Genomic DNA, 26,663 nt, shown 5'->3' on the forward strand with positions numbered 1-26,663 from the left:
GCGTGCCCACCGCACACCCGTCCGGCTGGGCGCACGCCGACGGCGCGCTGCGCGGCCCGCACTGGCTGCGTGAGCCGGCCGACGCCAACGCGCTGGTCGACCACCTCTGGTCGCGGACGGCAACCAAGACCGACGGCGTGCTGAGCGTCGGGGGAGTGCCGCTGCCCGAGCTCGTCCGCGAGCACGGCTCGCCGGCCTACGTGCTGGACGAGGACGACTTCCGCGCTCGCGCCCGCGCCTTCCGGGACGCGTTCAGCGACTACGACGTCTACTACGCCGGCAAGGCGTTCCTCTGCACGACCGTCGCCCGCTGGCTGGCCGAGGACGGGCTGTCGCTCGACGTCTGCTCCGGTGGCGAGCTCGCGGTCGCCGAGCGGGCCGGCTTCCCGATGGAGCGGGTCGGTTTCCACGGCAACAACAAGACGCTCGGCGAGCTCGAACGGGCCGTCGAGCTCGGGGTCGGCCGGGTCATCGTCGACTCGTTCGACGAGATCGAGCGGCTGGCAGCGGCGACGACGGAGCTCGGCCGGACCACCGGCGTGCTCGTCCGCGTCACCGCCGGCGTCGAGGCGCACACCCACGAGTACATCGCCACCGCCCACGAGGACCAGAAGTTCGGGTTCTCGATCGCCAGCGGCGACGCGTTCGAGGCCGTACGCCGCGTGCTGGCCGCGCCGGGCCTCCGGCTGCTCGGCCTCCACTCCCACATCGGCAGCCAGATCTTCGACACCTCCGGCTTCGAGGTCGCGGCCCGCCGGGTGCTCGCGCTGCATGCGCGGATCGCGACCGAGCTCGACGTCGTCATGCCCGAGATGGACCTCGGCGGCGGCTTCGGCATCGCCTACACGACCCAGGACGACCCGTCCGATCCCGACACGCTCGCGCGGGGGATGTCCGAGATCGTCGCGCACGAGTGCCGGGCGCTCGGCATCGAGCGGCCGCGGCTCTCGATCGAGCCCGGTCGCGCGATCGTCGGCCCGTCGATGTGCACCGTCTACGAGGTCGGCACGGTCAAGGAGGTCGCCCTCGACGGCGGCGCGCGACGCTCCTACGTCTCGGTCGACGGCGGGATGAGCGACAACATCCGCACCGCCCTCTACGACGCCGACTACTCCGCCACGCTCGCCTCGCGGACGTCCGGCTCACCCGCCACGCTCGCCCGCGTGGTCGGCAAGCACTGCGAGGCCGGCGACATCGTCGTCAAGGACGAGTTCCTGCCCGGCGACGTACGCCCCGGCGACCTCGTCGCGGTGCCCGGCACGGGCGCCTACTGCAGATCCATGGCCTCCAACTACAACCACGCCCTGCGTCCTCCGGTGATCGGAGTTCGGGACGGGAAGACTTTCACCGTGCTGCGACGAGAGACTGAGGCCGACCTGTTGGCGACCGATGTGGGTGTTACTTCATGAACGAGCGTGCGAAGTCGCTGAGGGTGGCGGTGCTCGGCTGCGGTGCGGTCGGGTCCCAGGTGGTCCGGCTGCTGACCGAGCAGAGCGACGACCTCGCGGCGCGGGTCGGCGCGCCGGTCGAGCTGGTCGGGGTCGGCGTACGCCGTCTCGACGCGCCTCGTGACGTCGAGGTGCCCGACGGACTGCTGACGACCGACGTCCTCGGGCTGGTCGCCCGCGACGACGTCGACCTCGTCGTCGAGGTGATCGGCGGCATCGAGCCCGCCCGGTCGCTGATCCTCGCGGCCCTCGACAACGGCGCCAGCGTGGTGACGGCCAACAAGGCGCTGCTCGCGGAGGACGGCCCCACGCTCTTCGAGGCGGCCGAGAAGGCCGAGCGCGACCTCTACTACGAGGCGGCCGTCGCCGGGGCCATCCCGATCCTGCGACCGCTGCGCGAGTCGCTCGCCGGCGACAAGGTGACCCGGGTGCTCGGCATCGTCAACGGCACCACCAATTTCATCCTCGACAAGATGGACACGTCGGGCGCCGGCTTCTCCGAGGCGCTCGAGGAGGCCCAGGAGCTTGGCTACGCCGAGGCCGACCCGACCGCGGACGTCGAGGGCTTCGACGCCGCCGCCAAGGCGGCGATCCTCGCCAGCCTGGCCTTCCACTCCCGCGTGACCGCGGCCGACGTCTACCGCGAGGGCATCTCCGACGTCACCGCGGCCGACGTCGCCAGTGCCCGCGACATGGGCGCGGTCGTCAAGCTGCTCGCGATCTGCGAGCTGCGGCCCGGCCCGCACGGCGACCAGGTAGCCGCCCGCGTGCACCCGGCGATGATCCCGCGCTCGCACCCGCTCGCGAGCGTGCGGGAGGCCTTCAACGCGGTCTTCGTCGAGTCCGAGGCCGCCGGCCAGCTGATGTTCTACGGTCCTGGCGCCGGTGGCGCGCCGACCGCGAGCGCTGTGCTCGGCGACCTCGTCACCGTCGCCCGCAACCGCCTCGCCGGGACGCGCGGGGTCGGCGAGTCGGCGTACGCCGACCGCGCGGTGCAGCCGATGGGGGAGACCCGCACGCGCTACCACGTCGCCATCGACGTCGACGACCGTGCGGGCGTGCTCGCCGCGGTCGCCAACGCGTTCGCCGACCACGACGTGTCCATCCAGACCGTCCGCCAGGAGGGTCGGGGCGCCGACGCCCAGCTCGTCGTGGTCTCGCACGCCGCTCCCGACGCCGCGCTGGCAGCGACCGTCGAGCAGCTGCGCAACATGGACATCGTGCGCGAGGTCACCTCGGTGATGCGCGTCGAGGGAGGCGACGAATGACCAGCGGTCCGTGGCCACGCCGTCAGTGGCTGGGCGTCATCGAGGAGTACCGCGACCTGCTCGAGCTGCCCGCGGGCCTCGAGGCCGTCACCCTGCGCGAGGGCGGCACGCCCCTGGTCCACTCCGAGTGGCTCACCGGGCTGACCGGCGGCCAGGTGTGGCTGAAGGTCGAGGCCAACAACCCGACCGGCTCGTTCAAGGACCGCGGCATGACGGCGGCCATCTCGGTGGCCAGGCACGAGGGTGCCCAGGCCGTGGTCTGCGCCTCGACCGGCAACACGTCGGCCTCGATGGCGGCCTACGCCGCCAAGGCCGGGCTCAAGCCGCTCGTGCTGATCCCCGAGGGCAAGATCGCCGCCGGCAAGATGGCCCAGGCCGTTGTCCACGGGGCGCAGATCATCATGGTGCGCGGCAACTTCGACCACTGCCTCGACCTGGCGCGCGGCCTCGCCCGCGACTACCCGGTGGCGCTGGTCAACTCGGTCAACCCCGTGCGGCTGCAGGGCCAGAAGACCGCGTCCTTCGAGATCGTCGACTTCCTCGGCGACGCACCTGACTACCACCTGCTCCCGGTGGGCAACGCCGGCAACATCGCGGCCTACTGGCTCGGCTACCAGCAGTACGCCGAGCTCGGTCGGGCCTCGAGGAAGCCGGTGATGCGGGGCTTCCAGGCCGAGGGTGCAGCGCCGCTCGTGACGGGCGAACCGTTCCCCGACCCCGAGACCAAGGCGACTGCCATCCGGGTCGGCAACCCTGCCTCGTGGCACCTCGCGGAGATGGCGGCGAAGGAGTCCGAGGGCCGGTTCGCCGCGGTGTCCGACGCCCAGATCCTCGCCGCGCAGGTCGAGCTCGCCCGGCGCGACGGCGTCTTCGTCGAGCCGGCGTCCGCCGCCGGCGTCGCCGGGATGCTCGCCGAGCTGGCAGCGGGGCAGTCCTACGCCGGGAAGACCGTCGTCATCACGGTCACCGGCCACGGCCTCAAGGACACCGCCACCGCGCTGGAGTCCTTCGGCGACATCGTCGACAACGTCGTGGACGCCGACGTCGAGGCGGCCGCGGCCGCCGCCGGGCTCGCCTGATGCCCCCGTTCGTCGACGGGCCGGTGCGGGTCACCGTCCCGGCGACCTCGGCCAACCTCGGCCCCGGCTTCGACTCGCTCGGCCTCGCGCTCTCCCTGCGCGACGAGCTCGAGGCGGAGGTGCTGCCCGAGGGCCTGGTCGTCGAGGTCGAGGGCGCCGGCGCGGACGGCGTGCCCCGCGACGAGTCGCACCTCGTCGTCCGCTCGATGCGGGCGGCGTTCGAGCTGATGGGGGAGCAACCCCCCGGCCTGCGGCTGTCCTGCCACAACGTCATCCCGCACGCGCGCGGCCTCGGGTCGTCGTCGGCGGCGATCGTCGCCGGGGTCGTGCTCGCCCGTGCGCTCGTGGCGGGCGGCCAGCTGCTGGCCTCCGACGAGGCGCTGTTCGACCTCGCCGCCGACCTCGAGGGCCACCCCGACAACGTGGCGCCCGCCTTCTACGGAGGCTTCGTGATCTCGGGGCGCGAGGACGAGCAGTGGTACGCCGTCCGCGCCGGCGTCGACCCGCGGGTCACCGCGGTCGTCTACGTCCCGCCGACCGGCGTCGAGACCACCGTCGCCCGCGGGCTGCTGCCCGCGACCGTCCCGCACGCCGACGCCGCGGCCAACTCCGGGCGCACCGCGCTGCTGGTCGCCGCCCTCGGTGGGCAGCCCGAGCACCTGCTCGCCGCGACCCGCGACTGGCTGCACCAGGAGCAGCGCGAGCCCGCGATGCCCGAGACGCTGGCGCTGGTCCACCGCCTCCGCGCGGACGGCGTACCGGCGGTGGTGTCGGGTGCGGGGCCGACGGTGCTGGCATTCGGGACGACCGACACGTCCGCGCTGACCGGGCGCTGCCCGGACGGCTGGGTGTGTCACGACCTGTCGGTCTCCTCCGACGGGGCTCGGCTGCTAGCCTGAGTGCGCGCCGTTCGGCGCACCCGCCCCACCCGGTCCCTCTGACCGCGTGCACGGGCGACCACCATCCGCCGCACCACGGCACCGCTCGATCGGTTCCGTTCGCGGCGACGCAACGTGCGAAGGACCCACGTGACCGAGACTCCCTCTGTCGAGACCGCCGAGACCCCTGCCGAGAGCGCTGCCGCGAAGAAGCCGGCCAAGAAGTCGGGTGGCCTGAACTCGATGCTGCTGGCCGACCTCAAGTCGATGGCCGCCGGCCTCGGCGTCGCCGGCGCCGGCTCGATGAAGAAGGCGCAGCTGGTCGACGCGATCAAGGCCGCGCAGTCGGGCGCGGGCGCGCCGCGGGCCGAGAAGCCCGCGGATGCGCCGAAGGAAGCCTCGAAGGAAGCGCCGACGGAGGCACCGACGGAGGCACCGAAGGCGGACGAGGCCCCGGCCGCGCAGACGACCGTGCGCACCCGTACCCGCAAGCAGCGCCAGGCCGACCAGGCCGAGAAGCAGGCCGACCAGAAGGCCGACACCCAGCAGGACCAGCAGGCGAGGTCCGACAAGCAGGACCGCCCGGACAAGCAGGACCGGCAGGACAAGCAGCAGGACAAGCAGGACCGCCAGGACAAGCAGGACCGCCAGGACAAGCAGGACCGGCAGAACGAGCCGAAGCAGGGCCAGAAGCAGCAGGGCCAGGGCAAGCAGCAGAACCAGCAGGCCCAGCAGCAGGCGCAGCACGCCCAGCAGCAGAACCAGCAGGCCCAGAACCAGCAGCAGGACGACGACGAGGACGGCGAGGGCGGCAGCCGTCGCAACCGTCGTCGCCGCGGTCGTGACCGCACCACGGTGCGTGCGGGTGGTCGCAACGAGCCCGACACCACGATCCTCGAGGACGACGTCCTGGTGCCGGCCGCCGGCATCCTCGACGTGCTGGACAACTGCGCGTTCGTGCGCACCTCGGGCTACCTCCCGGGTCCCGAGGACGTCTACCTGTCGCTGTCGATGGTGCGGAAGTACCACCTGCGACGCGGGGACGCGGTCGTCGGGCAGGTACGCCAGCCGCGTGAGGGGGAGCGTCGGGAGAAGTTCAACCCGATGGTCCGCATCGACAGCATCAACGGCACCGAGGCGGAGGGCGCCAAGGAGCGTCCGGAGTTCGCCGACTCGGTCCCGGTGCACCCGCACCAGCGCCTGCGCCTGGCCACCGACGACGCCAACGTGATCGGCAAGGTCGTCGACATCGCCGCGCCCATCGGCAAGGGTCAGCGCGGTCTCGTGCTCACCCCGCCGCGTACGGGCACCACGACCCTGCTGCGCTCGATCGCGCAGTCGGTGACGACCAACAACCCGGAGTGCCACGTGATGGTGGTGCTGGTCGACACGCGTCCGGAGGAGGTCACCGACTACCAGCGCGCCGTGAAGGGCGAGGTCGTCGCGTCGACGTTCGACCGGCAGCCCGCCGACCACACCCTGGTCGCCGAGCTGGCCATCGAGCGTGCCAAGCGGCTCGTCGAGCTCGGCCACGACGTGGTCGTGCTGCTCGACTCGCTGACCCGCCTGGGCCGGGCCTACAACCTCGCGGCACCGGCCAACGGCCGCGTGCTGGGTGGCCTGGTCGACGCCTCCGCAGTGCACCCGACCAAGGAGTTCTTCGGCGCGGCCCGCAAGATCGAGGACGCCGGCTCGCTGACGATCCTCGCGACCGTGAGCGTCGGGACCGGGTCGGCGACCGACGAGTTCTTCCTCGAGGAGCTGGCGGGCACCGCCAACCTCGAGCTGGTGCTCAGCGCGGACCGTGCGGCGAAGGGCATCGTGCCCGCCGTCGACGTCGCGGCGTCGGGCACCCGGCACGAGGAGAAGCTCCTCGCGCCGGCCGAGGGAGCGGTCGTCGGCGACCTGCGCAAGCAGCTCGCCGCCGCCGAGACCCCGGCTGCCGTCGGCAAGGTCATCGGCCACCGCTGAGGTGGGAATGCCCGGATTGGCGCCGCTGTTGAGGCCGGTGGCACACTTGTGCGTCGGTTCCGGTTCACGTCACTTGCGATCCACGCGGACGACCCGGAACAACTGAGAGGACACCATGAAGAAGGACACTCACCCCGACTACGTCGAGACCGCCGTCACCTGCACCTGCGGCGCGTCGTTCACCACCCGCAGCACCGCGACCTCCGGCTCGATCCACGCCGATGTCTGCTCGCAGTGCCACCCGTTCTACACCGGCAAGCAGAAGATCCTCGACACCGGCGGCCGCGTCGCCCGGTTCGAGTCGCGCTACGGCAAGAAGGCTGCTGCCGAGAGCAAGTAGTCCACGTCAGGCGCCGGTCGCCCGCTCATCGCGGGTGGCCGGCGCCTTGTCGTCTGTCCACCCACCAGCCAGCAGGAGCGCGAAGTGTTCGAGGCCGTCGAGGGCATGCGCCAGGAGCACGCGGACATCGAGGCACGCCTCGCCCTCCCCGAGACGCACGCCGACCAGCGGCTCGCCAAGCAGCTCAACCAGCGCTACGCCGAGCTGACCGCGGTCGTGACCACCTGGCAGGACTGGCTCCAGCTGGGCGACGACATCGAGGCCGCGCGCGAGCTCGCCTCGGAGGATCCCGCCTTCGCGCAGGAGGCCGAGGACCTCGCGGCCCGTCGCGAGGTGGCCAGCGAGCGGCTGCGACGGCTGCTGGTGCCCCGCGACGCCGCCGACGGCAAGGACGCACTGCTCGAGATCAAGTCCGGTGAGGGCGGCGAGGAGTCGGCGCTGTTCGCCGGCGACCTGCTGCGGATGTACTCCCGCTACGCCGAGGCCCGCGGCTGGGGCGTGGAGGTCCTCGACGCCACCGAGTCCGACCTCGGCGGCTACAAGTCGGTCACCGCCGCGGTCAAGGCCCGGGGGACCGTCGAGCCCGGCCAGGCGCCGTACGCCCTGCTGAAGTTCGAGGGCGGGGTGCACCGGGTCCAGCGGGTGCCGGTCACCGAGTCGCAGGGCCGCGTGCACACCTCCGCGGCCGGCGTCCTGGTGTCCCCGGAGGCCGAGCCGGTCGACGTCGAGATCAACGACAACGACCTGCGCATCGACGTCTACCGCTCCAGCGGACCCGGCGGGCAGAGCGTCAACACCACCGACTCGGCCGTGCGGATCACCCACGTGCCGACCGGCATCGTGGCGAGCTGCCAGAACGAGAAGAGCCAGCTGCAGAACAAGGAGTCCGCGATGCGGATCCTGCGCTCGCGGCTGCTGCAGGCCGCCCAGGACGCCGCCGACGCCGAGGCCAGCGACGCGCGGCGCTCGCAGGTGCGCACGGTGGACCGCTCGGAGCGGATCCGCACCTACAACTTCCCGGAGAACCGGATCTCGGACCACCGCACCGGCTACAAGTCCTACAACCTCGACCAGGTCCTCGACGGCGACCTCCAGCCGGTCCTCGACTCGTGCGTCGAGGCCGACATGGCCACCCGCCTCGCCGAGCTGGAGTCCTGAGTGCGGGCGAGCACCGCACGCCGCGACGCCGCCGCCCGGCTGCGCGAGGCCGGGGTCGCCTCGCCCGAGCGGGACGCCGACCTGCTGCTGGCCCACGTGCTCGACGTCGGCCTCGGCCGACTGCCCCTCGTCGAGGACCTCGGTGCCGCCGAGCAGGAGCAGTACGACGCGCTGGTGGCGCGTCGTGCCGACCGCGAGCCCCTCCAGCACCTGACCGGCTCCGCGGCGTTCCGCCACGTCGAGCTGGCCGTCGGGCCCGGGGTCTTCGTGCCGCGCCCGGAGACCGAGCTGCTGGCCGGCTGGGCGATCGAGCAGGCCCACCTCGTCGGGCGAGCACCGGTCGTCGTCGACCTCTGCACCGGCTCCGGCGCCATCGCGCGGGCGATCGCCGACGAGGTCCCCGACGCCGACGTCCACGCCGTCGAGCTCGACGAGGGGGCGCTGGCCTGGGCCGAGCGCAACCTCGCCGGCACGGGCGTCGACCTGCGCCACGGCGACCTCGCCAGCGCCTTCGACGACCTGCTCGGCACGGTCGACGTGGTCGTGTGCAACCCGCCCTACATCCCGCTGGAGGCCTGGGAGTCCGTCGCCGCCGAGGCGCGCGACCACGATCCCCACCTCGCCCTCTTCTCCGGCCAGGACGGCCTCGACGCGATCCGGGTGCTCGAGCGCCGGGCAGCCGAGCTGCTGCGGCCCGGGGGAGTGGTCGGCGCCGAGCACGCCGACGTCCAGGGGGAGTCCGCGCCGGGCGTGTTCGTCGCCACGGGCTGCTGGGCCGACGTCGCCGACCACCGCGACCTCGCGGGTCGACCGCGCTACCTGACCGCGCGACTGGCACGATGAGCAGCGTGGACAGGCACGGAACCTCGACCGACGAGGAGCGCGAGGCTGCGGTGACCGCCGCCGCCGGCGCCGTACGACGCGGCGAGCTGGTCGTCATCCCCACCGACACCGTCTACGGCATCGCCGCCGACGCGTTCTCCCACGAGGCCGTCCAGCGGTTGCTGGACGCCAAGGGCCGTGGTCGCGACATGCCGCCGCCCGTCCTCGTCTCCGCGGCGACCACGCTCGACGCGCTCGCCGAGAGCGTCCCGCCGTGGGCGCGCACCCTGGTCGAGGAGTTCTGGCCCGGTCCGCTGACGCTCGTCTGCCACCAGCAGGCGTCCCTCGTGTGGGACCTGGGCGAGACGCGCGGCACCGTCGCCGTACGCATGCCGGACGACGAGGTCGCCCTCGCGGTCCTCGAGCGCACCGGTCCGCTCGCGGTCTCCTCGGCCAACATCACCGGCCGCCCGGCCGCCACCGACGCCGATGCGGCCGAGGAGATGCTCGGCGACTCCGTCGCGGTCATCGTGGACGGCGGCACCTCGCCGGGCGGCGAGGCCTCCACGATCATCGACGTCACCGTCCCGGAGGGACGGGTGCTGCGCCTCGGCGCCCTCTCGCTCGACCAGCTCAACGCGGCGATCGAGGAGCACGGGGTCGTGCTCACGGACGAGGCCTGACGGTGCGGGAGTACCTCCTCGTCTTCCTGGTCTCCCTGTCGGTGACCTACCTCCTCACGGTCGTGGCCCGTGAGATCGCCCTGCGCACCGGAGCCGTCGCCGCCGTGCGCGACCGCGACGTGCACGCCGTGCCGATCCCCTACCTCGGCGGGCTGGCGATGCTCGGGGGCCTCGTGGCGGCGTACGGCGTCGCCCGTGAGCTGCCGTTCCTGTCCACCAGCGAGACCTTCGTCTTCCGCGACGCCGGCGTCGTGCTGCTCGCCGGTGCCCTCGTCTGCGCCGTGGGGGTGCTCGACGACATCTTCGAGCTCGACGCGCTGACCAAGCTCGGCGGCCAGGTGCTCGCGGCGTCCCTGCTGGTCGCCCTGGGCGTGCGCTTCTACTTCTTCCCCGCTCCGGACGGCAACCAGATCTCGATCAGCGACGCCCAGGGTGCGCTCCTCACGTTCGTGGTGGTCATCGGCACCATGAACGCGGTCAACTTCGTCGACGGGCTCGACGGGCTGGCCGCCGGCGTGGTCGGCATCGGCGCGGTCGCCTTCTTCGTCTACTGCTACCGGCTCTCCGACGTCAACAACCTCACGCTGGCCACCACCGGCGCGCTGCTCAGCGCCGCCCTGGCGGGGGCCTGCGCCGGCTTCCTGCCGCACAACTTCCATCCCGCCCGGCTGTTCATGGGCGACTCCGGGTCGATGCTCATCGGCCTCGTGCTCTCGGCCAGCGCGCTGACGCTGACCGGGCAGTTCACCGGGATGCCGACCTCGGCGGGCAACAGCCTCTTCGTGACCGTGCTGCCGGTGCTGCTGCCGATCTCACTGCTGATGGTGCCGGTCGTCGACATGGTCCTGGCGATCGTGCGCCGCACCCGCGCCGGCCGGTCGCCGATGAGCGCCGACAAGCAGCACCTGCACCACCGCCTCCTCGAGATCGGCCACTCCCAGCGCCGTGCCGTCGTGATCATGTGGATGTGGGCCGCCACCGTCGCGGCCGGTGCCGTGATCGTGAGCCTGACGACCGGGTCGCTGGTGTGGTGGACCCTCGGCTCGATGCTTGCCCTGACGATCGCGCTGACGTTCGTGCTGCCGCGCGTGCAGCGACCGCGCAAGACCGGCCTGGGCAACACCGGGCTGCCCGAGAACGCCGAGGTCGAGGGCCGGGTCGACGACGCCGAGGACCCTCTCCTCGAGCCGATGGAGGACCCGGCGACCGGTCGCTGAGGCCCGAATGGAGGTGCGGGTGGACTTTGTGATAGTTTTCACGAGCAGTCACCCAGACCACTGAGAGACAGGCCGCCGCCCATGACGACCGAGTCGAAGACAGGCCCCCGCACCGGGGTGTCGCCGGTCCTCGGGGCTCTGGGCGCCGGGACCGTCGCGGTCCTCGTCCTCCTCGTCGTCGCCGGTCTCGTCGACGGTCGACCGGGCGTCGTCGGCGCAGCGATCGGGGGAGTGCTGACCCTCGTGGTCTTCTCGTTCGGCCTCGTCGCCGTCGGTTTCGTCGCGCGCCTCCTGCCGAGTGCCTCGATGCTCGTCGCGCTGATGACCTACCTGCTCCAGCTGTTCGTGCTCGCGCTCGTCGTGGTCGCCATCGACGGCGCCGGCGTGGGCGCCGAGACCCTGTCGCGCGGCTGGTTCGCCGCTGCCGTCATCGTGGTCACGCTGACGTGGCTGGCGGGCCAGGCGGTCGCCGCCACCCGGCAGCGGATCCCGGTCTACGACCTCCCGTCGGGGGCTGGACCCGGGGGTGAGCGATGACCGATTCCGCTGCTAGTGTGCGGGGCGCGATGGCTCGACAGCTTCCCCCGACGGCCTCATCCGACGACTCTCCCAAGGGCGACCCCTGGCACGCCTTCGGCTACATCGTCTCGGGTGTGGGTGTCTACGGTCTCGCTGGCTGGGCGCTCGACCGTTGGCTGGGAACGACCTTCCTCGTGGCGATCGGCATCCTGATCGGCGCCGGCTTCGGGATCTACATGACATATGCACGGTTCAACAAGGCAAGCCAGTAGGAGACTGACTCGATGTTCGGCATCACGATGGCTGAGTCCGGCGGCACGTTCGAGGCCCCCGGACCCAACAGCTTCGACTTCTCCGAGGTCCCGCTGTTCCACCTCGGCGGCCTTGCGGTCACCAAGCCCATGGTCCAGCTGCTGCTCGGTGCCCTCATCGTGTTCGTGTTCTTCTACGCCGCCGCCCGCCGCGCCACCCTGGTGCCCGGTCGCCTCCAGTTCGCCGGCGAGGCCGCCTACGGCATGGTCCGCAACTCGATCGGCCGCGACATCATCGGCAGCAAGGACTTCGCCAGGTTCGTCCCCTACCTGGTGACGATCTTCTTCTTCCTGCTGATCAACAACGCGTTCGCCTCGATCCCGGCGATCCAGTTCCCGACGTTCTCGCGGGCCTCCATGGCCTACGCGCTCGCCGGTCTGAGCTGGGTCATCTACAACGGCGTCGGCATCCACAAGCACGGCCTGATCGGCTACCTCAAGCTGCAGAGCGTCCCGTCGGGCGTGAGCCCGGCGATGTACCCGCTCCTGGTGCCCCTGGAGTTCTTCTCCAACATCCTGGTCCGCCCCGCGACGCTGGCGCTGCGACTCTTCGCCAACATGTTCGCCGGGCACCTGCTGCTCATCCTTTTCTCGACCGGCGGCCTGTTCCTGCTCGAGTACGGCGGCATCGGCTACGTCGCCGGCCCGCTCGCTTGGGTGCTCGCGATCGCGATCTCGTTCCTCGAGCTCCTGGTCCAGTTCCTCCAGGCCTACGTCTTCACCCTGCTCAACGCGATGTACATCTCCGGTGCACTCGCCGACGAGCACTGATCCACCCCGTACGACCGCTCGACCCCTTGTCTGCACCACCAACACCTGAAGTAGTACCGAACGAAAGGAACTCACCGTGAACGGTGAACTCAACGGCTCGCTCAACATGATCGGCTACGGTCTGGCGGCCATCGGCCCCGGTATCGGTATCGGCCTGATCTTCGCGGCCTACATCTCCGGTGTCGCCCGTCAGCCGGAGGCCCAGAGCCGCCTGCAGTCGATCGCCATCCTGGGCTTCGCGCTCGCCGAGGCGCTCGCGATCATCGGTATCGCTCTCGCGTTCGTCCTGAACTGACGCTGGCCCTCCACTGACCTAGGACTCCTTCATGCAGAATCTGATCTTCCTCGCGGAAGGAACCGAGCCCACCGAGGGCGGTCACGCCCCGGAGAACCCGCTCGGCTTCGTGCCCGTCGAGTTCGCCCTGTCGCTCGTCACCTTCGGCATCCTGCTGTTCCTCATCTGGAAGTTCGTGGCTCCTCGCTTCGAGCAGACCTTCGCCGAGCGCACCCAGGCGATCGAGGGTGGCATCGCCGCGGCCGAGACCAAGCAGGCCGAGGCCGACGCCAAGCTCGCCGAGCTGGAGAAGCAGCTCGGTGACGCCCGGCACGAGGCAGCACGCATCCGCGAAGAGGCGCGTGAGCAGGGAGCCCAGATCGTGGCGGAGATGCGGGAGACGGCCCAGGCCGAGTCCGCCCGCATCGTCGAGCACGGCAAGGCCCAGATCGAGGCCGAGCGCCAGCAGGCGGTCACCTCGCTCCGTGCCGAGGTCGGCGCCCTCGCGACCGGCCTGGCCGGACGCATCGTCGGGGAGAGCCTGGAGGACGAGGCTCGTCAGAGCCGCGTCGTCGAGCGCTTCCTCGCCGACCTCGAGGCGTCCAACGGCACCACGTCGGGGAGCGTCAACTGATGATGCGAGGTGCGTCCGCGGACGCCTACGCCGCAGCCGCCGCCGTGCTTCCGGGCACCGGTGACCTGGGCCGGGTGGGCCGGGACCTGTTCGGGACGGCGGACCTGCTCCGCTCCGAGCCGGGCCTGCGCCGTGTCGCCACCGACGTGTCGCTGCGCGGCGAGGCCAAGGCCGACCTGCTCCGCGGCGTGCTCGGCGACAAGGTCTCCTCCGAGGCCCTGGACGTCGTCGCCACGGCGGTCGCCCAGCGGTGGACCTCGGGCCGCGACCTGAGCGACGCCCTCGAGCAGCTCGGCGTGGTCGCCACGGTGCGCTCCACCGGCAGCGACGCCAGCCGTCTCGAGGACGAGGTCTTCGCGGTGGGCCGGCTCGTCCAGGCCAACCCGGAGCTGCGCGACGCGCTCTCCGACCCGGCCCGGAGCCGTGCCGACAAGGCGGCGCTGGTCGACGGCCTCCTCGGCGACAAGGTCCTCCCCGCCACCGTGGCGCTCGTGCAGCAGTCGCTGTCCGGGAGCCACCGCACGGTGGCCGTGGCGCTCGCCGACTACCAGAAGATCGCGGCGGAGGTCCGCGGCGAGGGAGTGGCGACGGTCCGCGTCGCCCGCCCGCTCGCCGATGCGGACCGTGATCGTCTCGCCACCGCGCTCGCGCGTACCTATGGTCGTGACGTGCACCTCAACGTGGTCGTCGACCCGGACGTCCTCGGTGGCATCCGCGTCGAGATCGGCGACGACGTCATCGACGGCACGGTGTCGAGCCGCCTCGACGACGCCGGCCGCCGCCTCGCCGGCTGACGCCACCACCGAACATCCCAGAACTTTTCGAGCAGCAGACCCAGAGAACAGGTGAATGAAATGACGGAGCTGTCCATCCGTCCGGACGAGATCCGGGACGCGCTTCAGCGCTTCGTGTCGGACTACAAGCCCGACTCGACGGCCAAGGAAGAGGTCGGCACGGTCGTGGAGGCTGCCGACGGCATCGCCCGCGTGAGCGGCCTCCCCTCGGTAATGGCCAACGAGCTGCTCGAGTTCGAGGACGGCACGCTCGGCATCGCGCTGAACCTCGACACCCGCGAGGTCGGTGTCGTGGTCCTCGGCGACTTCGACAAGATCGAGGAGGGCCAGACCGTGCGTCGCACGGGCGAGATCCTCTCGGTCCCCGTGGGCGAGAACTACCTCGGCCGCGTGGTCGACCCGCTGGGCCAGCCGATCGACGGCCTCGGCGAGATCGCCTCCGACGAGCGTCGTGCGCTGGAGCTCCAGGCTCCCGGCGTCATGGTGCGCAAGTCGGTGCACGAGCCCCTCGCCACCGGCATCAAGGCCATCGACGCCCTGACGCCGATCGGCCGCGGCCAGCGCCAGCTCATCATCGGTGACCGTGCGACCGGCAAGACGACGATCGCGATCGACACGATCATCAACCAGAAGGCCAACTGGGAGTCCGGCGACCCGGACAAGCAGGTGCGCTGCATCTACGTCGCCATCGGCCAGAAGGGCTCGACCATCGCCTCCGTGCGTGGCGCCCTCGAGGAGGCCGGCGCGCTGGAGTACACCACCATCGTCGCCTCCCCGGCGTCCGACTCCGCGGGCTTCAAGTACCTCGCCCCCTACACCGGCTCGGCCATCGGCCAGCACTGGATGTACGCCGGCAAGCACGTCCTCATCGTGTTCGACGACCTGACCAAGCAGGCCGAGGCCTACCGCGCCGTGTCGCTGCTGCTGCGTCGTCCGCCGGGCCGCGAGGCCTACCCGGGTGACGTGTTCTACCTGCACAGCCGGCTCCTCGAGCGCTGCGCGAAGCTGTCCGACGAGATGGGCAAGGGCTCGATGACGGGCCTGCCGATCATCGAGACCAAGGCCAACGACGTCTCGGCGTTCATCCCGACCAACGTCATCTCGATCACCGACGGCCAGATCTTCCTGCAGTCGGACCTGTTCGCGGCCAACCAGCGCCCCGCCATCGACGTGGGTGTCTCGGTCTCGCGCGTGGGTGGTTCGGCCATGACGAAGGCCATGAAGGCCGTCACCGGCTCGCTCAAGGTCGACCTGGCGCAGTTCCGCGCCATGGAGGCCTTCGCGATGTTCGCCTCGGACCTCGACGCCGCCTCGCGCCAGCAGCTCGACCGCGGCCAGCGCCTGATGGCCCTGCTCAAGCAGCCGCAGTACTCGCCCTACCCCGTGGAGGAGATGACCGTCTCCCTGTGGACCGGCACCTCCGGCCGTCTGGACAAGGTCCCGACCGACGACGTGCTGCGCTTCGAGAACGAGTTCCTGGACTACCTGCGCCGCAGCCACGAGGGCATCCTCGCCGGCATCCGCGAGACGCAGAAGTTCGAGGACTCCACCGAGGACCAGCTCGCGCAGGCCTACGACTCCTTCCTCGACCAGTTCGAGACCTCCGACGGCCAGAGCATCAAGGCCGGCAAGGAAGAGCACGTCGCCCTCGAGGACGAGGACGTCGAGCAGGAGCAGATCGTCAAGCAGAAGCGGGGCTGACCCATGGCTCTCTCGGTACGCGAGTACCGCGCGCGGATCAGGTCGACGGAGTCGATGAAGAAGATCACGCGTGCCATGGAGCTCATCGCTGCGTCCAGGATCATCAAGGCGCAGCAGCGGGCCCAGGCCGCAGCGCCGTACGCCCGTGAGCTCACCCGCGCGGTGTCGGCCGTGGCGACGTTCTCCAACGTCGACCACGCGCTGACCCTCGAGCCGGAGGACCCCAAGCGGGCGGCGATCCTCATCGTCACCTCCGACCGCGGTCTGGCCGGTGCCTACTCCTCGAGCGTGCTCAAGGAGGCCGAGCGTCTCATCGAGAAGCTCAAGGGCGAGGGCAAGGACGTCGACATCTACATCTCGGGGCGCAAGGGCGAGGCCTACTTCAAGTTCCGCCAGCGCGCGATCGCCCAGGCATGGACGGGATTCTCCGACCAGCCGACCTACGACGTGGCTGCGGAGATCGGCGCCACCCTCATCGAGACGTTCCTCGACGAGGACGGCGTGGACGAGGTGCACGTGGTCTACACGCGCTTCCGGTCCATGCTGAGCCAGGAGCCCACCGCCGTACGCCTCCTTCCGCTGGAGGTCGTCGAGGGCACCGAGGCGCCGGAGAAGGACGACCTGCTGCCGCTCTACGAGTTCGAGCCGTCGCCCAGCGACGTGCTCGACTCGCTGCTGCCGCGCTACGTCCAGAGCCGGATCTTCTTCGCCCTGCTGCAGGCGGCCGCCTCCGAGCTCGCCGCCCGCCAGAAGGCGATGAAGTCGGCCACGGACAACGCGGACGAGCTCATCAAGAAGTACAAGCGCATCGCCAACCAGGCCCGCCAGGCTGGCATCACACAGGAAATCAGCGAGATCGTCGGTGGCGTCAACGCGCTGGCCGACGCACAAGCCGGGAGTGAATGAGACATGACTGCCACCATCAACGAGTCCGCCGAGACCACCACGGCCGGCGGCGTGGGCCGCATCGCCCGCGTCATCGGCCCGGTCGTGGACATCGAGTTCCCGTCCGACGCCATGCCCCCGCTCTACAACGCGCTCACGTGCGACTTCGAGCTGAGCGGCGAGACCCACTCGATCATCCTCGAGGTCGCCCAGCACATCGGTGACGGCATGGTCCGCGCCATCTCCATGAAGCCGACCGACGGCCTCGTGCGCGGCGGCCAGGTCGTCGACACCGGTGAGTCGATCACCGTCCCCGTCGGCGACGCCACGCTGGGCAAGGTGTTCAACACCACCGGCGACGTGCTCAACCTCGCCGAGGGCGAGACCTTCGAGCCCGCCGAGCGCTGGGGCATCCACCGCAAGGCTCCGGCGTTCGACCAGCTGGAGTCCAAGACCCAGATGTTCGAGACCGGCATCAAGGTCATCGACCTGCTCACCCCCTACGTCCAGGGCGGCAAGATCGGCCTGTTCGGTGGTGCCGGCGTCGGCAAGACCGTGCTCATCCAGGAGATGATCGCGCGAGTCGCGAAGGACCACGGTGGTGTGTCGGTGTTCGCCGGTGTCGGCGAGCGCACCCGTGAGGGCAACGACCTCATCGTCGAGATGGAGGAGGCCGGCGTCCTCGGCCAGACCGCCCTCGTCTTCGGCCAGATGGACGAGCCGCCGGGCACGCGCCTGCGCGTCGCCCTGTCGGCCCTGACGATGGCGGAGTACTTCCGCGACGTGCAGAAGCAGGACGTGCTGCTCTTCATCGACAACATCTTCCGCTTCACCCAGGCCGGCTCCGAGGTCTCCACGCTGCTCGGCCGCATGCCGTCCGCGGTGGGCTACCAGCCCAACCTGGCCGACGAGATGGGTCAGCTGCAGGAGCGCATCACCTCGACGCGTGGTCACTCGATCACGTCGCTCCAGGCGATCTACGTCCCCGCCGACGACTACACCGACCCGGCCCCGGCCACGACGTTCGCGCACCTGGACGCCACGACCGAGCTGTCGCGCGAGATCGCCTCGCTCGGCATCTACCCGGCCGTGGACCCGCTGACGTCGACCTCGCGCATCCTCGACCCGCAGTACATCGGCGACGACCACTACCGCTGCGCGGTGCGGGTCAAGCAGATCCTCCAGCGCAACAAGGAGCTCCAGGACATCATCGCGATCCTCGGTGTCGACGAGCTCTCCGAGGAGGACCGCGTCATCGTGTCGCGCGCCCGCCGCATCCAGCGCTTCCTGTCGCAGAACACCTACGTCGCCAAGCAGTTCACCGGCATCGAGGGTTCGACCGTCCCGGTGGCCGACACCATCGAGGCGTTCAACAAGATCGCTGACGGCGAGTACGACCACGTGGCCGAGCAGGCCTTCTTCATGTGCGGCGGTCTGGACGACGTCGAGCAGAAGTGGGCCGAGATCCAGAAGAGCCTCTGATGGCCGAGCAGACCGACAAGGTCCTCCAGGTCGAGCTGGTCGCTGCCGACCGGCTCGTCTGGTCGGGCCAGGCCACCATGGTCATCGCCCGCACGACCGAGGGCGACGTCGGCATCCTGCCCAACCACGCTCCGCTGCTGTCCTCGATCATCGAGGGCGTCGTGGACGTGCAGACGGTGGAGGGCGAGACCTGGGTCGCGGCCGTCGACGCCGGCTTCCTGTCGGTCGCCGACAACCGCGTCTCGATCCTCTCGGAGCGGGCGGAGATGTCGCACGAGATCGACCTCGAGCACGCGCGCGCCGAGCTCGAGCGCTGCAAGCAGGCAGGCGAGAACGACGACGAGGCGCAGGAGAAGGTCCGTCGCCTCGAGGCACGCGTGCGTGCCGCGGAGCGGGCTTCCTGACGAGCGTCTCCGCACGAGCGCTAGGGTGAGCGCACGAACCGTCTGGTTCGTGCGCTCATCTGTTGTCGTGGGGTCGAGGAGGCTGGATGCCGGCCTGGGAATGGGCTCTCGACATCGTCGGGGCCTTCCTCCTCCTTGCGCTGCTCTACGGCATCTCGCTCATCGTCCGGCGTCGGTTCCTCGCCCGTCACGGTGGCACCTTCGAGCTCAGCTATCGGGTGCGGTCCGAGCACCCCGGCCGCGGCTGGCTGCTCGGCATCGGCCGCTACTCCGGTCAGTCGCTCGAGTGGTTCCGGATCTTCTCCCTCTCGCCGCGGCCCAAGCGGGTCTGGGCGCGCGAGCTGCTCGAGTACTCCGGGCGCCGCGCACCCGCCGGCACCGAGGAGATGTCGCTCTACGACGGCCACGTCGTCGCCTCGTGCCACTACGGCAGCGAGCCGCTCGAGATCGCGATGAGCGAGGCCTCGCTCACCGGCTTCCAGTCCTGGCTGGAGTCGGGTCCCCCCGGCACCGACTGGAACCGGCGCTAGACCGGACCGGTCGAGGCGCCCACGCGCAGCGCGACGGGCAGCTCGACGTCGTCGACGCGCTCGCCGGCGATGCGGGCCAGCACCGCCTCCGCGGTGGCCCGGCCCTTGTCGGCCAGCGGCTGGACGACGGTGGTGAGCTCGAGGTCGAGCCACGGGGTCGCGACGCCGTCGAACCCGCCGACGCTGAGGTCGCCCGGGACGTCGAGCCCGCGTCGCCGGGCCTCCAGCACGACGGCGGCCGCCTGCACGTCGCTCTGGCACACGATCGCCGTCACGTCGGGCTCGGTCGCCAGGTAGTCGGAGACCAGGGCCTGGGCCGCGTCGTGGTCGCTCGCGCACGCCCCGATGACCTCGGCCTGGGGGAAGACGTCACGCAGCCCGGCCTCGCGCCCGCGCTGGGGGTGGGACGGCTCGAGCGTCAGGGTGGCCACCCGGCGGTGGCCCAGGTCGTGGAGGTGCCGGGCCAGCGCCCGCGCGCCGCCACGGTGGTCGATGTCGATGAACGTGGTGCCCGGCCAGGCGGGGCCCTCGACGACGACCATCGGCACGTCGCGGGCCACGAGGTCGTCGTACGACGTCCAGGTCTCGCGACCGCAGATGTCGTAGATGACGGCGTCGAGGGGGAGACGGGCGTGCGCGGCGTCGTCGCCCATCAGCAGGAGGCCGAAGCCGGCGGCGTCGAGGACCTCCGAGACCGCGTCGACCATCGGCAGTGCGGCCGGGTCACGGAACGCAGTGCTCAGCCGGCCGACGGCGATGCCGACCACGCCGCTGCGTCCGCGGCGCAGGTTGCTGGCCAGGGGGTTGGGCCCGGCGTAGCCCAGGGAGGCGGCGGCGGCGAGGACGCGCTCACGGGTGGCGTCGGAGACGGGCTTGTTGCCGGAGAAGGCGAGCGAGGTGGTCGACAGCGACACCCCCGCGAGCACGGCGACGTCGGCCATCGTGGGGGCTCGGTCGACGGGGTTCTCGACTGGACCGGGCACGGGGGAGAGGCTAGCATCGAAACGATTCGATCGAAACGTTTCGCTGACCGGTAGCGGGACCGTCTCCAGGAGTGCCGTGCCCACCCTCACCGCCGCCCGCAACGCCGTCGGGCTGACGTTCTTCCTCAACGGGCTGGTCTTCGCCAGCTGGGTCTCGCGGATCCCCGAGGTGAGGTCGAGCTTCGAGCTCACCAATGGCCAGCTCGGCCTCGTGCTGCTGGCGATCGCGCTGGGCTCGGTGCTGGCGCTGCCGACCTCCGGCGCGGCGATCAACGCCCTCGGCACCGTGCGGATCGTCCGCCTCGGCGCCGTGGCCGCGACAGTCGGGATGCTCGCCGCCGCACTGGGACTGGGCCACGTCCTCGCCGTCACCGTCGTCGGGCTCTTCGTCTACGGCCTCGGCATCGGCGTGTGGGACGTCGCGATGAACGTCGAGGGTGCCGAGGTCGAGCGCGGGCTCAACCGCACGATCATGCCGCGGTTCCACGCCGGCTTCAGCGGCGGCACCGTGGTCGGTGCGCTGCTCGGGGTGGTGCTGATCGAGCTCGGCGTCCCTGCCGTCGTCCACCTCGTCGGCATCGTGGTGCTGGCGATCGTGCTGATCTTCCGTACCTCGCCGGCGTTCCTGCCGGTGCCCGAGCGCCACGAGGACGAGGAGCGTACGTCGGCCGCGCGGGCGTGGCTGGAGCCCCGCACGCTGCTGATCGGTGTGATGGTCCTGGCCCTGGCGATGACCGAGGGCACCGCCAACGACTGGCTCGCCGTCGCGCTCGTCGACGGCCATGACGTCTCCCACGCGACCGGCGTCGCCGGCTTCGCGGTCTTCGTGCTGGCGATGACCGTCGGCCGGTTCGCCGGCACCGGCCTCATCGACCGCTTCGGCCGGGTCGTCGTGCTCTGGGGGACCATGGTGCTGGCCGGGGTCGGGGTGCTGCTGATCGTCTTCGCCGACCACCCCGTGGTGGTCGTGGTCGGCATCGTGCTGTGGGGCGTGGGCGCGTCGCTGGGCTTCCCGGTCGGGATGAGCGCCGCCGCCGACGACCCGCGGCGCGCGGCCTCGCGCGTCAGCGTGGTCTCGACGATCGGCTACGCCGCCTTCCTCGCCGGTCCGCCGTTCCTCGGCTTCGTCGGCGACGAGGTCGGCACGCTCAAGGCGCTGCTCGTGGTCGCGGTCCTGCTGATGCCGGCCGCCCTCGTCGTGCCGTCGGCGCGCGAGCAGCGCGTCCCCGTGCGCGCCGACGGCTAGCCTCGCGGGCGTGAGCACCCGCAGCAGAGTCGTCCTGGTCGCCCTGCCCGCGCTGGTCCTCGCGGTCGCCGGGCTGTTCCACCCCCACTCACTGACCCACGCCACCTCGGCGCGGTGGACGGTCCTGCACGTCGCCGGGCTGTTCGTCTTCCCGCTCGTCGGCGTGGCGCTCGCCGCGCTCGTCGGCCGGCGAATCGACCCGGTGGCCTGGCTCGTCCGCCTCACCGCCTACGTCTACGCGACGGCGTACTCCGCGCTCGACGTCATCAGCGGCATCGGCGCGGGCTACGTGACCTGGCGGCTGGGGGAGGGCGCCGCCCGTCCCGACGAGGTGCGGTTCCTGTTCGCGATCGGTGGGCGGATCGGTGAGATCGGGTCCTACGCCCTCGTCGCGTGCGCCGTGGTCGTGGCGCTCGACGCCCTGCGACGGCTCGGCGCTCCTGCCGTGCCGGGTCTGGCGCTGGTCCCCGGTGCGCTGCTGGTGCACGTCGGGCACATCTTCGCCCCGACCGGGGTGGCCGGGATGGCACTCATCGCGGCGGGCACCGCGTGGCTCGCATGGCGCGGCACCCGCGAGGCGGCCTGATCAGCCGCGCTCGCCCCCCGGCACCCACAGCACGTCGCCGTTCTCCTGGTTCGCATGGCGGGCGAGGATGAAGAGCAGGTCGGAGAGCCGGTTGAGGTAGGTGATGGCCAGCAGGTTCATCGACTGCTCGTGCTCGGCCCAGGCCGCCCAGCCGGCCCGCTCCGCACGGCGTACGACGGTGCGCGCGACGTGGAGGTGGGCGGCACCGACCGTCCCGCCGTTGAGGATGAAGGAGCGCAGCGCGGGCAGCTCCTCGTTGTAGTGGTCGCACCAGGCCTCGAGCCGGTCGACGTAGTCCTGCTCGATGCGCAGCGGCGGGTACTCCGGGTCGGGCACCACCGGGGTGCAGAAGTCGGCGCCGACGTCGAAGAGGTCGTTCTGCACGTGGGTGAGCACCTCGACGACGTCGTCGGACAGCCCTCCGTGCGCCAGGGCGACCCCGATGTGGGCGTTGGCCTCGTCGACGTTGGCGTACGCCTCGAGCCGCAGGTCGTTCTTGGACGTCTCGCTCATGTCGCCGAGCCGGGTGCGACCGGCGTCGCCGGTGCGGGTGTAGATGCGCGTCAGGTTGACCATGTGGCGGAGCCTAGTGGCCCGCCACGACGTGGGACTCGTGGGACTGGTGGGGTCAACTCGCCGACGAGATCCGGCATGGATGCAACCGGACGGGGTACAACGACGTCATAGGAGTGACACAGGTCACGCAGCGACGTCCGGGGGACGTCGGGAGGAGCACCCGATGGAGATCATCTCGGACGGACCCACGCTGGTCCTGCACGGTGCCTTCGACGTCCGCAGCACGTGGGAGGTGCGGGTCGCGATCTACGAGCAGCTCGCCGGTCCCGACGACGAGGTCGTCATCGACATGACCCACGTGACCACGATCGACGTCACGGCGCTGCGCCTGCTCGCGGTCGCCACCCGCCACGCGTGGCTCAACGGCCACCACCTCACCATCCGCAACCCCGGCCCCGCCGTGCGCCGGATGGCGCACCTCGCCCGGCTGGCCCACGCCCTCGAGGTCGAGCGGGCCGCGGCGACCGCCTGACCCGGCCGGAGCCTGAGGCATCTGTCACACGTCCACACCGGTGACTCGCGGGTAACCGCCGCCCTACCCTGTCGCCATGAGCGACACCGACGCGAGGCCTGCCAAGGACCGTCCCTGGGTGATGCGCACCTACGCCGGCCACTCCACGGCCGAGGCGTCCAACGCGCTCTACCGGACCAACCTGGCCAAGGGCCAGACCGGCCTCAGCGTCGCGTTCGACCTGCCGACGCAGACCGGCTACGACCCCGACAGCCCGCTCAGCCGCGGCGAGGTCGGCAAGGTCGGCGTACCCGTCCCGCACCTGGGTGAGATGCGCAAGCTGTTCACCGACATCCCGCTCACCGAGATGAACACCTCGATGACGATCAACGCGACGGCCATGTGGCTGCTCGCGATGTACCAGGTCGTGGCCGAGGAGCAGAACCCCGACCTCGAGCCGAGCGAGGTCGCGCACCTGCTCGCCGGCACGACGCAGAACGACATCATCAAGGAGTACCTGTCGCGCGGGACCTACGTCTTCGGGCCGCAGCACTCGCTCCGCCTGATCAGCGACATGATCGCCTACACGGTCCACGAGATCCCGAAGTGGAACCCGATCAACATCTGCAGCTACCACCTCCAGGAGGCCGGCGCGACGCCGGTGCAGGAGCTGGCGTACGCCCTCTGCACCGCGATCGCCGTGCTCGACGAGGTGAGGGGGTCCGGGCAGGTGTCGGAGGACGACTTCGAGAAGGTCGTCGGACGGATCTCGTTCTTCGTCAACGCGGGCGTGCGCTTCATCGAGGAGACCTGCAAGATGCGGGCCTTCGTGCAGCTGTGGGACGAGATCACCCGCGAGCGCTACGGCGTGACGGACGAGAAGATGCGCCGCTTCCGCTACGGCGTCCAGGTCAACTCGCTCGGCCTCACCGAGGCGCAGCCGGAGAACAACGTCCAGCGCATCGTGCTCGAGATGCTCGGCGTCACCCTGTCCAAGGACGCCCGGGCGCGCGCCGTGCAGCTGCCGGCGTGGAACGAGGCGCTCGGCCTGCCGCGGCCGTGGGACCAGCAGTGGTCGCTGCGCCTGCAGCAGGTGCTGGCCTTCGAGTCCGACCTGCTGGAGTACGACGACATCTTCGAGGGCAGCCACGTGATCGAGGCCAAGGTCGCCGAGCTCGTCGCGGGCGCCAAGGCCGAGATCGACCGGGTGCAGGAGATGGGCGGCGCGATCGCCGCCGTCGAGTCCGGCTACATGAAGGAGAACCTCGTCTCGGCCCACGCCGCGCGACGCGCGCGGATCGAGTCGGGCGACGAGCTCATCGTCGGGGTGAACTCCTACGAGACCACCGAGCCGTCGCCGCTCACCGCTGACCTCGACGCCGCGATCATGGCGGCCGACCCGGCGGCCGAGCAGTCGGCACTCGACTCGGTCGCGGCGTGGAAGGCGGAGCGCGACGAGGCCGAGGTCACCGCGGCACTGACTGCGCTCGCCGAGGCCGCGAAGACGGACACCAACCTGATGGGCCCGACGCTCGTCGCGGCCCGTGCCGGCGCGACGACGGGGGAGTGGGCCGGCACGCTGCGCGAGGTCTTCGGCGAGTTCCGCGCGCCGACCGGCGTCACCGGGGCCGTCGGCGTGGCGGAGGCAGGAGCCGAGCTCAGCGCCGTACGCGAGCGGGTGAGGGCCACCGGTGACGAGTTGGGCGGCCGGCTGCGCGTGCTGGTCGGCAAGCCCGGTCTCGACGGGCACTCCAACGGCGCCGAGCAGGTCGCCGTGCGCGCCCGCGACGCCGGCTTCGAGGTGATCTACCAGGGCATCCGGTTGACGCCCGACCAGATCGTCGCGGCGGCCGTCGCCGAGGACGTCCACCTCGTGGGCCTGTCGATCCTCTCCGGCTCGCACATGGAGCTGGTGCCCGACGTGCTCGACGGCCTCGCGGCCGCCGGGCTGGGCGACCTGCCCGTGATCGTCGGCGGCATCATCCCGAGCTCCGACGCCAAGGCCCTCGTCGAGCGCGGCGTCGCCGCGGTCTACACGCCCAAGGACTTCGGGCTGACCGAGATCATGGACGGCTTCGTCGACGTCATCCGCAGGGCCAACGACCTCGACTGACCTGCCCGGGCTGGCAGACTCCCCGTCATGCGACGGGTGATCGTGGTCGGGGCCGGGGTGGTCGGGCTGTCCTGCGCCGTCCGGCTGCTCGAGGCCGGGCACCGGGTAGACGTGGTCGCGCGCGACCTGCCCCTGGAGACGACCTCGGCAGTGGCTGCGGCGCTCTGGTACCCCTACCGCGCACTCCCGCAGGACCGGGTGACCGCCTGGTCCGCGACGTCGTACGCCGTCCTCGCCGCGCTGGCGGCCGACGAGCGCACGGGCGTCCGGATGCTCACCGGCACCGAGGTCCTGCGAACGCCGCAGCCCGACCCGTGGTGGCGCGCGGCGGTCCCGTCGCTGGACCGGGAGACCGCGCCGCCGCCGGGCTATGCCGACGGGTGGACCTTCGTCGCACCCGTGATCGACATGCCGGTGCACCTGCGGTGGCTGACCGGCCGGGTCGAGGAGCTCGGCGGCACGCTCACCCGGATGAACCTGTCGGCGCTCCCCGACGACGGCAGCCTCGTCGTCAACGCGACCGGTCTGGGCGCGCGGCACTTCGGTGCCGACCCGTCCGTGGTGCCGGTGCGCGGGCAGGTCGTGGTCGTCGAGCAGGTGGGCCTGGACCGCTGGACCCTCGACGGCAGCGGCCTGACCTACGTCGTACCGAGGGCTGCCGAGATCGTGCTGGGCGGCACCGACGTCGAGGGGGAGTGGAGCCGTACGCCGGACCCCGAGGTCGCCGAGCAGGTGCTGCACCGCGCCCGCGCGCTCGTACCCGAGCTCGAGGGTGCGCGCGTGGTCCGGCACAAGGTCGGCCTGCGGCCCGCTCGCCCCGAGGTGCGGCTGGAGCGGGTCGGCGAGGTGATCCACTGCTACGGCCACGGCGGTGCCGGGGTGACCCTCTCGTGGGGTTGCGCCGCCGACGTGGTGGGGTTGGCCGGTGACTGACCTCCAGTGCGCCGCGCGGGTGTTCGTGGCCCGGCACGGCGAAGCCCTCTACGAGAGCGAGCTGCTGAGCGACGCCGGCGGCTGGCTGAGCCCGCTGGGGCGGCAGCAGGCCACGGACCTCGCGGCCACCCTCGCGCCCGAGCGGATCACCCGCGTCTGGGCCAGTGACATGGCCCGCGCCGTGCAGACCGCCGAGATCGTCGCCGGCATCCTCGGGGTCGACGTGGTCGTCCGGAAGGGGATCCGCGAGTTCGGGGTCGGCGACGCTGCCGGTACGACGGGTGTGCCCGATCCCTTCGCCGCGACCTTCGCGTCCTGGCTGGCCGGCGACCTCACCGCACGGATCCCGGGCGGCGAGAGCGGTGACGAGGTCATCGCGCGCTACGCCGCCGTCCTCGACGAGGTCGCCGACGAGCACCGCGGCGAGTCCGTGCTCGTGATCAGCCACGGCGGGGTCACCTGCCTGACGCTGCCCGCCCTGGCCACGAACCTGCCGCTGACCCACGGCCACGAGAAGCCGATGCCCAACTGCGGCGTGGTCGCGATGGAGGCCGACGCGGACGGCTGGGTCTGCCGGAGCTGGGCGGACACCCCGCTGCCCTGACC

29 protein-coding genes are annotated in these 26,663 nt (G+C 71.4%); 27 read left to right on the top strand and 2 right to left on the bottom strand.

From position 1 onward, the window contains the following. The first annotated feature begins 2 nt into the window (after positions 1–2). The 21 genes from lysA (at position 3) to JI751_RS18115 (ending at position 19,169) form a co-directional block, all read left to right on the top strand. Positions 3–1,409 carry a diaminopimelate decarboxylase gene (lysA, locus tag JI751_RS18015; RefSeq protein ID WP_201939792.1) on the top strand — a complete coding sequence of 469 codons (1,407 nt, stop codon included), beginning with the start codon at positions 3–5 and terminating at the stop codon, positions 1,407–1,409. Further along, entirely contained in the window at positions 1,406–2,716 is a 1,311-nt protein-coding gene (locus JI751_RS18020; protein ID WP_201939795.1) for a homoserine dehydrogenase, read from the top strand. The genes lysA and JI751_RS18020 overlap by 4 nt, the downstream gene beginning before the upstream one ends. Beyond that, positions 2,713–3,795 carry a threonine synthase gene (gene thrC, locus JI751_RS18025; protein ID WP_201939797.1) on the top strand — a complete coding sequence of 361 codons (1,083 nt, stop codon included), beginning with the start codon at positions 2,713–2,715 and terminating at the stop codon, positions 3,793–3,795. The genes JI751_RS18020 and thrC overlap by 4 nt, the downstream gene beginning before the upstream one ends. After that, a complete protein-coding gene (gene thrB / locus JI751_RS18030; protein WP_201939799.1) occupies positions 3,795–4,694 on the top strand; it encodes a homoserine kinase in 900 nt (299 codons plus the stop codon). The genes thrC and thrB overlap by 1 nt, the downstream gene beginning before the upstream one ends. A gap of 129 nt (positions 4,695–4,823) precedes the next feature. Continuing rightward, entirely contained in the window at positions 4,824–6,644 is a 1,821-nt protein-coding gene (rho, locus tag JI751_RS18035; protein ID WP_201939801.1) for a transcription termination factor Rho, read from the top strand. Positions 6,645–6,759: 115 nt separating this feature from the next. Next, positions 6,760–6,984, top strand: a complete 225-nt coding sequence (rpmE, locus tag JI751_RS18040) for a 50S ribosomal protein L31 (RefSeq protein WP_090969789.1) — start codon at positions 6,760–6,762, stop codon at positions 6,982–6,984. Between the two features lie 84 nt (positions 6,985–7,068). Continuing rightward, a complete protein-coding gene (gene prfA, locus JI751_RS18045; protein ID WP_201939809.1) occupies positions 7,069–8,142 on the top strand; it encodes a peptide chain release factor 1 in 1,074 nt (357 codons plus the stop codon). Next, the gene (prmC, locus tag JI751_RS18050) at positions 8,143–8,985 is read left to right on the top strand and encodes a peptide chain release factor N(5)-glutamine methyltransferase (protein WP_201939811.1); all 843 of its coding nucleotides are present in this window, start codon (positions 8,143–8,145) and stop codon (positions 8,983–8,985) included. After that, on the top strand, positions 8,982–9,647 hold the full coding sequence (locus JI751_RS18055) for an L-threonylcarbamoyladenylate synthase (protein WP_201939818.1): 666 nt from the start codon (positions 8,982–8,984) through the stop codon (positions 9,645–9,647). Before prmC ends, JI751_RS18055 begins: the two co-directional genes overlap by 4 nt. Before the next feature lie 2 nt (positions 9,648–9,649). Further along, positions 9,650–10,864, top strand: a complete 1,215-nt coding sequence (locus tag JI751_RS18060; protein ID WP_201939820.1) for an MraY family glycosyltransferase — start codon at positions 9,650–9,652, stop codon at positions 10,862–10,864. 81 nt (positions 10,865–10,945) lie between these two features. Further along, complete coding sequence (locus tag JI751_RS18065; protein WP_201939821.1) at positions 10,946–11,401, top strand: Cg1360 family ATP-synthase-associated protein; 456 nt, start codon at positions 10,946–10,948, stop codon at positions 11,399–11,401. A 29-nt stretch (positions 11,402–11,430) separates the two neighbouring features. After that, a complete protein-coding gene (locus tag JI751_RS18070) occupies positions 11,431–11,655 on the top strand; it encodes an AtpZ/AtpI family protein (RefSeq protein ID WP_236666522.1) in 225 nt (74 codons plus the stop codon). 12 nt (positions 11,656–11,667) lie between these two features. Then, complete coding sequence (gene atpB / locus JI751_RS18075; protein WP_236666523.1) at positions 11,668–12,465, top strand: F0F1 ATP synthase subunit A; 798 nt, start codon at positions 11,668–11,670, stop codon at positions 12,463–12,465. A 106-nt stretch (positions 12,466–12,571) separates the two neighbouring features. Next, the gene (atpE, locus tag JI751_RS18080) at positions 12,572–12,760 is read left to right on the top strand and encodes an ATP synthase F0 subunit C (protein ID WP_201940102.1); all 189 of its coding nucleotides are present in this window, start codon (positions 12,572–12,574) and stop codon (positions 12,758–12,760) included. A gap of 31 nt (positions 12,761–12,791) precedes the next feature. Continuing rightward, positions 12,792–13,373 (top strand): F0F1 ATP synthase subunit B, encoded by a 582-nt coding sequence (locus tag JI751_RS18085; protein WP_201939822.1) that lies wholly within the window; start codon positions 12,792–12,794, stop codon positions 13,371–13,373. Further along, complete coding sequence (locus tag JI751_RS18090; protein WP_201939823.1) at positions 13,373–14,167, top strand: F0F1 ATP synthase subunit delta; 795 nt, start codon at positions 13,373–13,375, stop codon at positions 14,165–14,167. The genes JI751_RS18085 and JI751_RS18090 overlap by 1 nt, the downstream gene beginning before the upstream one ends. Positions 14,168–14,227: 60 nt before the next feature. After that, a complete protein-coding gene (gene atpA / locus JI751_RS18095) occupies positions 14,228–15,868 on the top strand; it encodes a F0F1 ATP synthase subunit alpha (RefSeq protein WP_201939825.1) in 1,641 nt (546 codons plus the stop codon). 3 nt (positions 15,869–15,871) lie between these two features. Further along, complete coding sequence (locus tag JI751_RS18100; protein WP_201939827.1) at positions 15,872–16,774, top strand: F0F1 ATP synthase subunit gamma; 903 nt, start codon at positions 15,872–15,874, stop codon at positions 16,772–16,774. Between the two features lie 3 nt (positions 16,775–16,777). After that, positions 16,778–18,235, top strand: a complete 1,458-nt coding sequence (gene atpD / locus JI751_RS18105) for a F0F1 ATP synthase subunit beta (RefSeq protein WP_201939829.1) — start codon at positions 16,778–16,780, stop codon at positions 18,233–18,235. Then, positions 18,235–18,639: a F0F1 ATP synthase subunit epsilon gene (locus tag JI751_RS18110; RefSeq protein WP_201939831.1), complete on the top strand. Its 405-nt coding sequence runs from the start codon at positions 18,235–18,237 to the stop codon at positions 18,637–18,639. The genes atpD and JI751_RS18110 overlap by 1 nt, the downstream gene beginning before the upstream one ends. Before the next feature lie 86 nt (positions 18,640–18,725). Beyond that, a complete protein-coding gene (locus tag JI751_RS18115) occupies positions 18,726–19,169 on the top strand; it encodes a DUF2550 domain-containing protein (RefSeq protein ID WP_201939832.1) in 444 nt (147 codons plus the stop codon). Here the strand turns inward: JI751_RS18115 and JI751_RS18120 are convergent. Beyond that, a complete protein-coding gene (locus JI751_RS18120) occupies positions 19,166–20,152 on the bottom strand; it encodes a LacI family DNA-binding transcriptional regulator (protein WP_201939834.1) in 987 nt (328 codons plus the stop codon). The genes JI751_RS18115 and JI751_RS18120 overlap by 4 nt on opposite strands. Positions 20,153–20,228: 76 nt before the next feature. On the opposite strand from JI751_RS18120, the gene JI751_RS18125 reads away from it, so the two are divergent. After that, entirely contained in the window at positions 20,229–21,398 is a 1,170-nt protein-coding gene (locus JI751_RS18125; protein ID WP_201939835.1) for an MFS transporter, read from the top strand. 10 nt (positions 21,399–21,408) lie between these two features. Further along, positions 21,409–21,984: a hypothetical protein gene (locus JI751_RS18130; protein WP_201939836.1), complete on the top strand. Its 576-nt coding sequence runs from the start codon at positions 21,409–21,411 to the stop codon at positions 21,982–21,984. Here JI751_RS18130 and JI751_RS18135 read toward each other — a convergent pair whose 3' ends face one another. Continuing rightward, positions 21,985–22,560 carry a cob(I)yrinic acid a,c-diamide adenosyltransferase gene (locus JI751_RS18135; protein WP_201939841.1) on the bottom strand — a complete coding sequence of 192 codons (576 nt, stop codon included), beginning with the start codon at positions 22,558–22,560 and terminating at the stop codon, positions 21,985–21,987. A gap of 163 nt (positions 22,561–22,723) precedes the next feature. Between JI751_RS18135 and JI751_RS18140 the strand changes: the two genes are divergently transcribed. The 4 genes from JI751_RS18140 to JI751_RS18155 all read left to right on the top strand — a co-directional run bounded on the left by JI751_RS18140 (position 22,724) and on the right by JI751_RS18155 (position 26,661). Continuing rightward, positions 22,724–23,032: an STAS domain-containing protein gene (locus tag JI751_RS18140; protein ID WP_201939842.1), complete on the top strand. Its 309-nt coding sequence runs from the start codon at positions 22,724–22,726 to the stop codon at positions 23,030–23,032. A 76-nt stretch (positions 23,033–23,108) separates the two neighbouring features. After that, entirely contained in the window at positions 23,109–25,124 is a 2,016-nt protein-coding gene (locus tag JI751_RS18145; RefSeq protein ID WP_201939844.1) for an ethylmalonyl-CoA mutase, read from the top strand. Positions 25,125–25,151: 27 nt separating this feature from the next. Beyond that, complete coding sequence (locus JI751_RS18150; RefSeq protein WP_201939846.1) at positions 25,152–26,057, top strand: FAD-dependent oxidoreductase; 906 nt, start codon at positions 25,152–25,154, stop codon at positions 26,055–26,057. Then, a complete protein-coding gene (locus JI751_RS18155) occupies positions 26,050–26,661 on the top strand; it encodes a histidine phosphatase family protein (protein WP_201939848.1) in 612 nt (203 codons plus the stop codon). The genes JI751_RS18150 and JI751_RS18155 overlap by 8 nt, the downstream gene beginning before the upstream one ends. Positions 26,662–26,663 lie beyond the last annotated feature (2 nt).

It is taken from the genome of Nocardioides baculatus (assembly GCF_016735675.1).
Taxonomy (GTDB): Bacteria; Actinomycetota; Actinomycetes; order Propionibacteriales; family Nocardioidaceae; genus Nocardioides; species Nocardioides baculatus.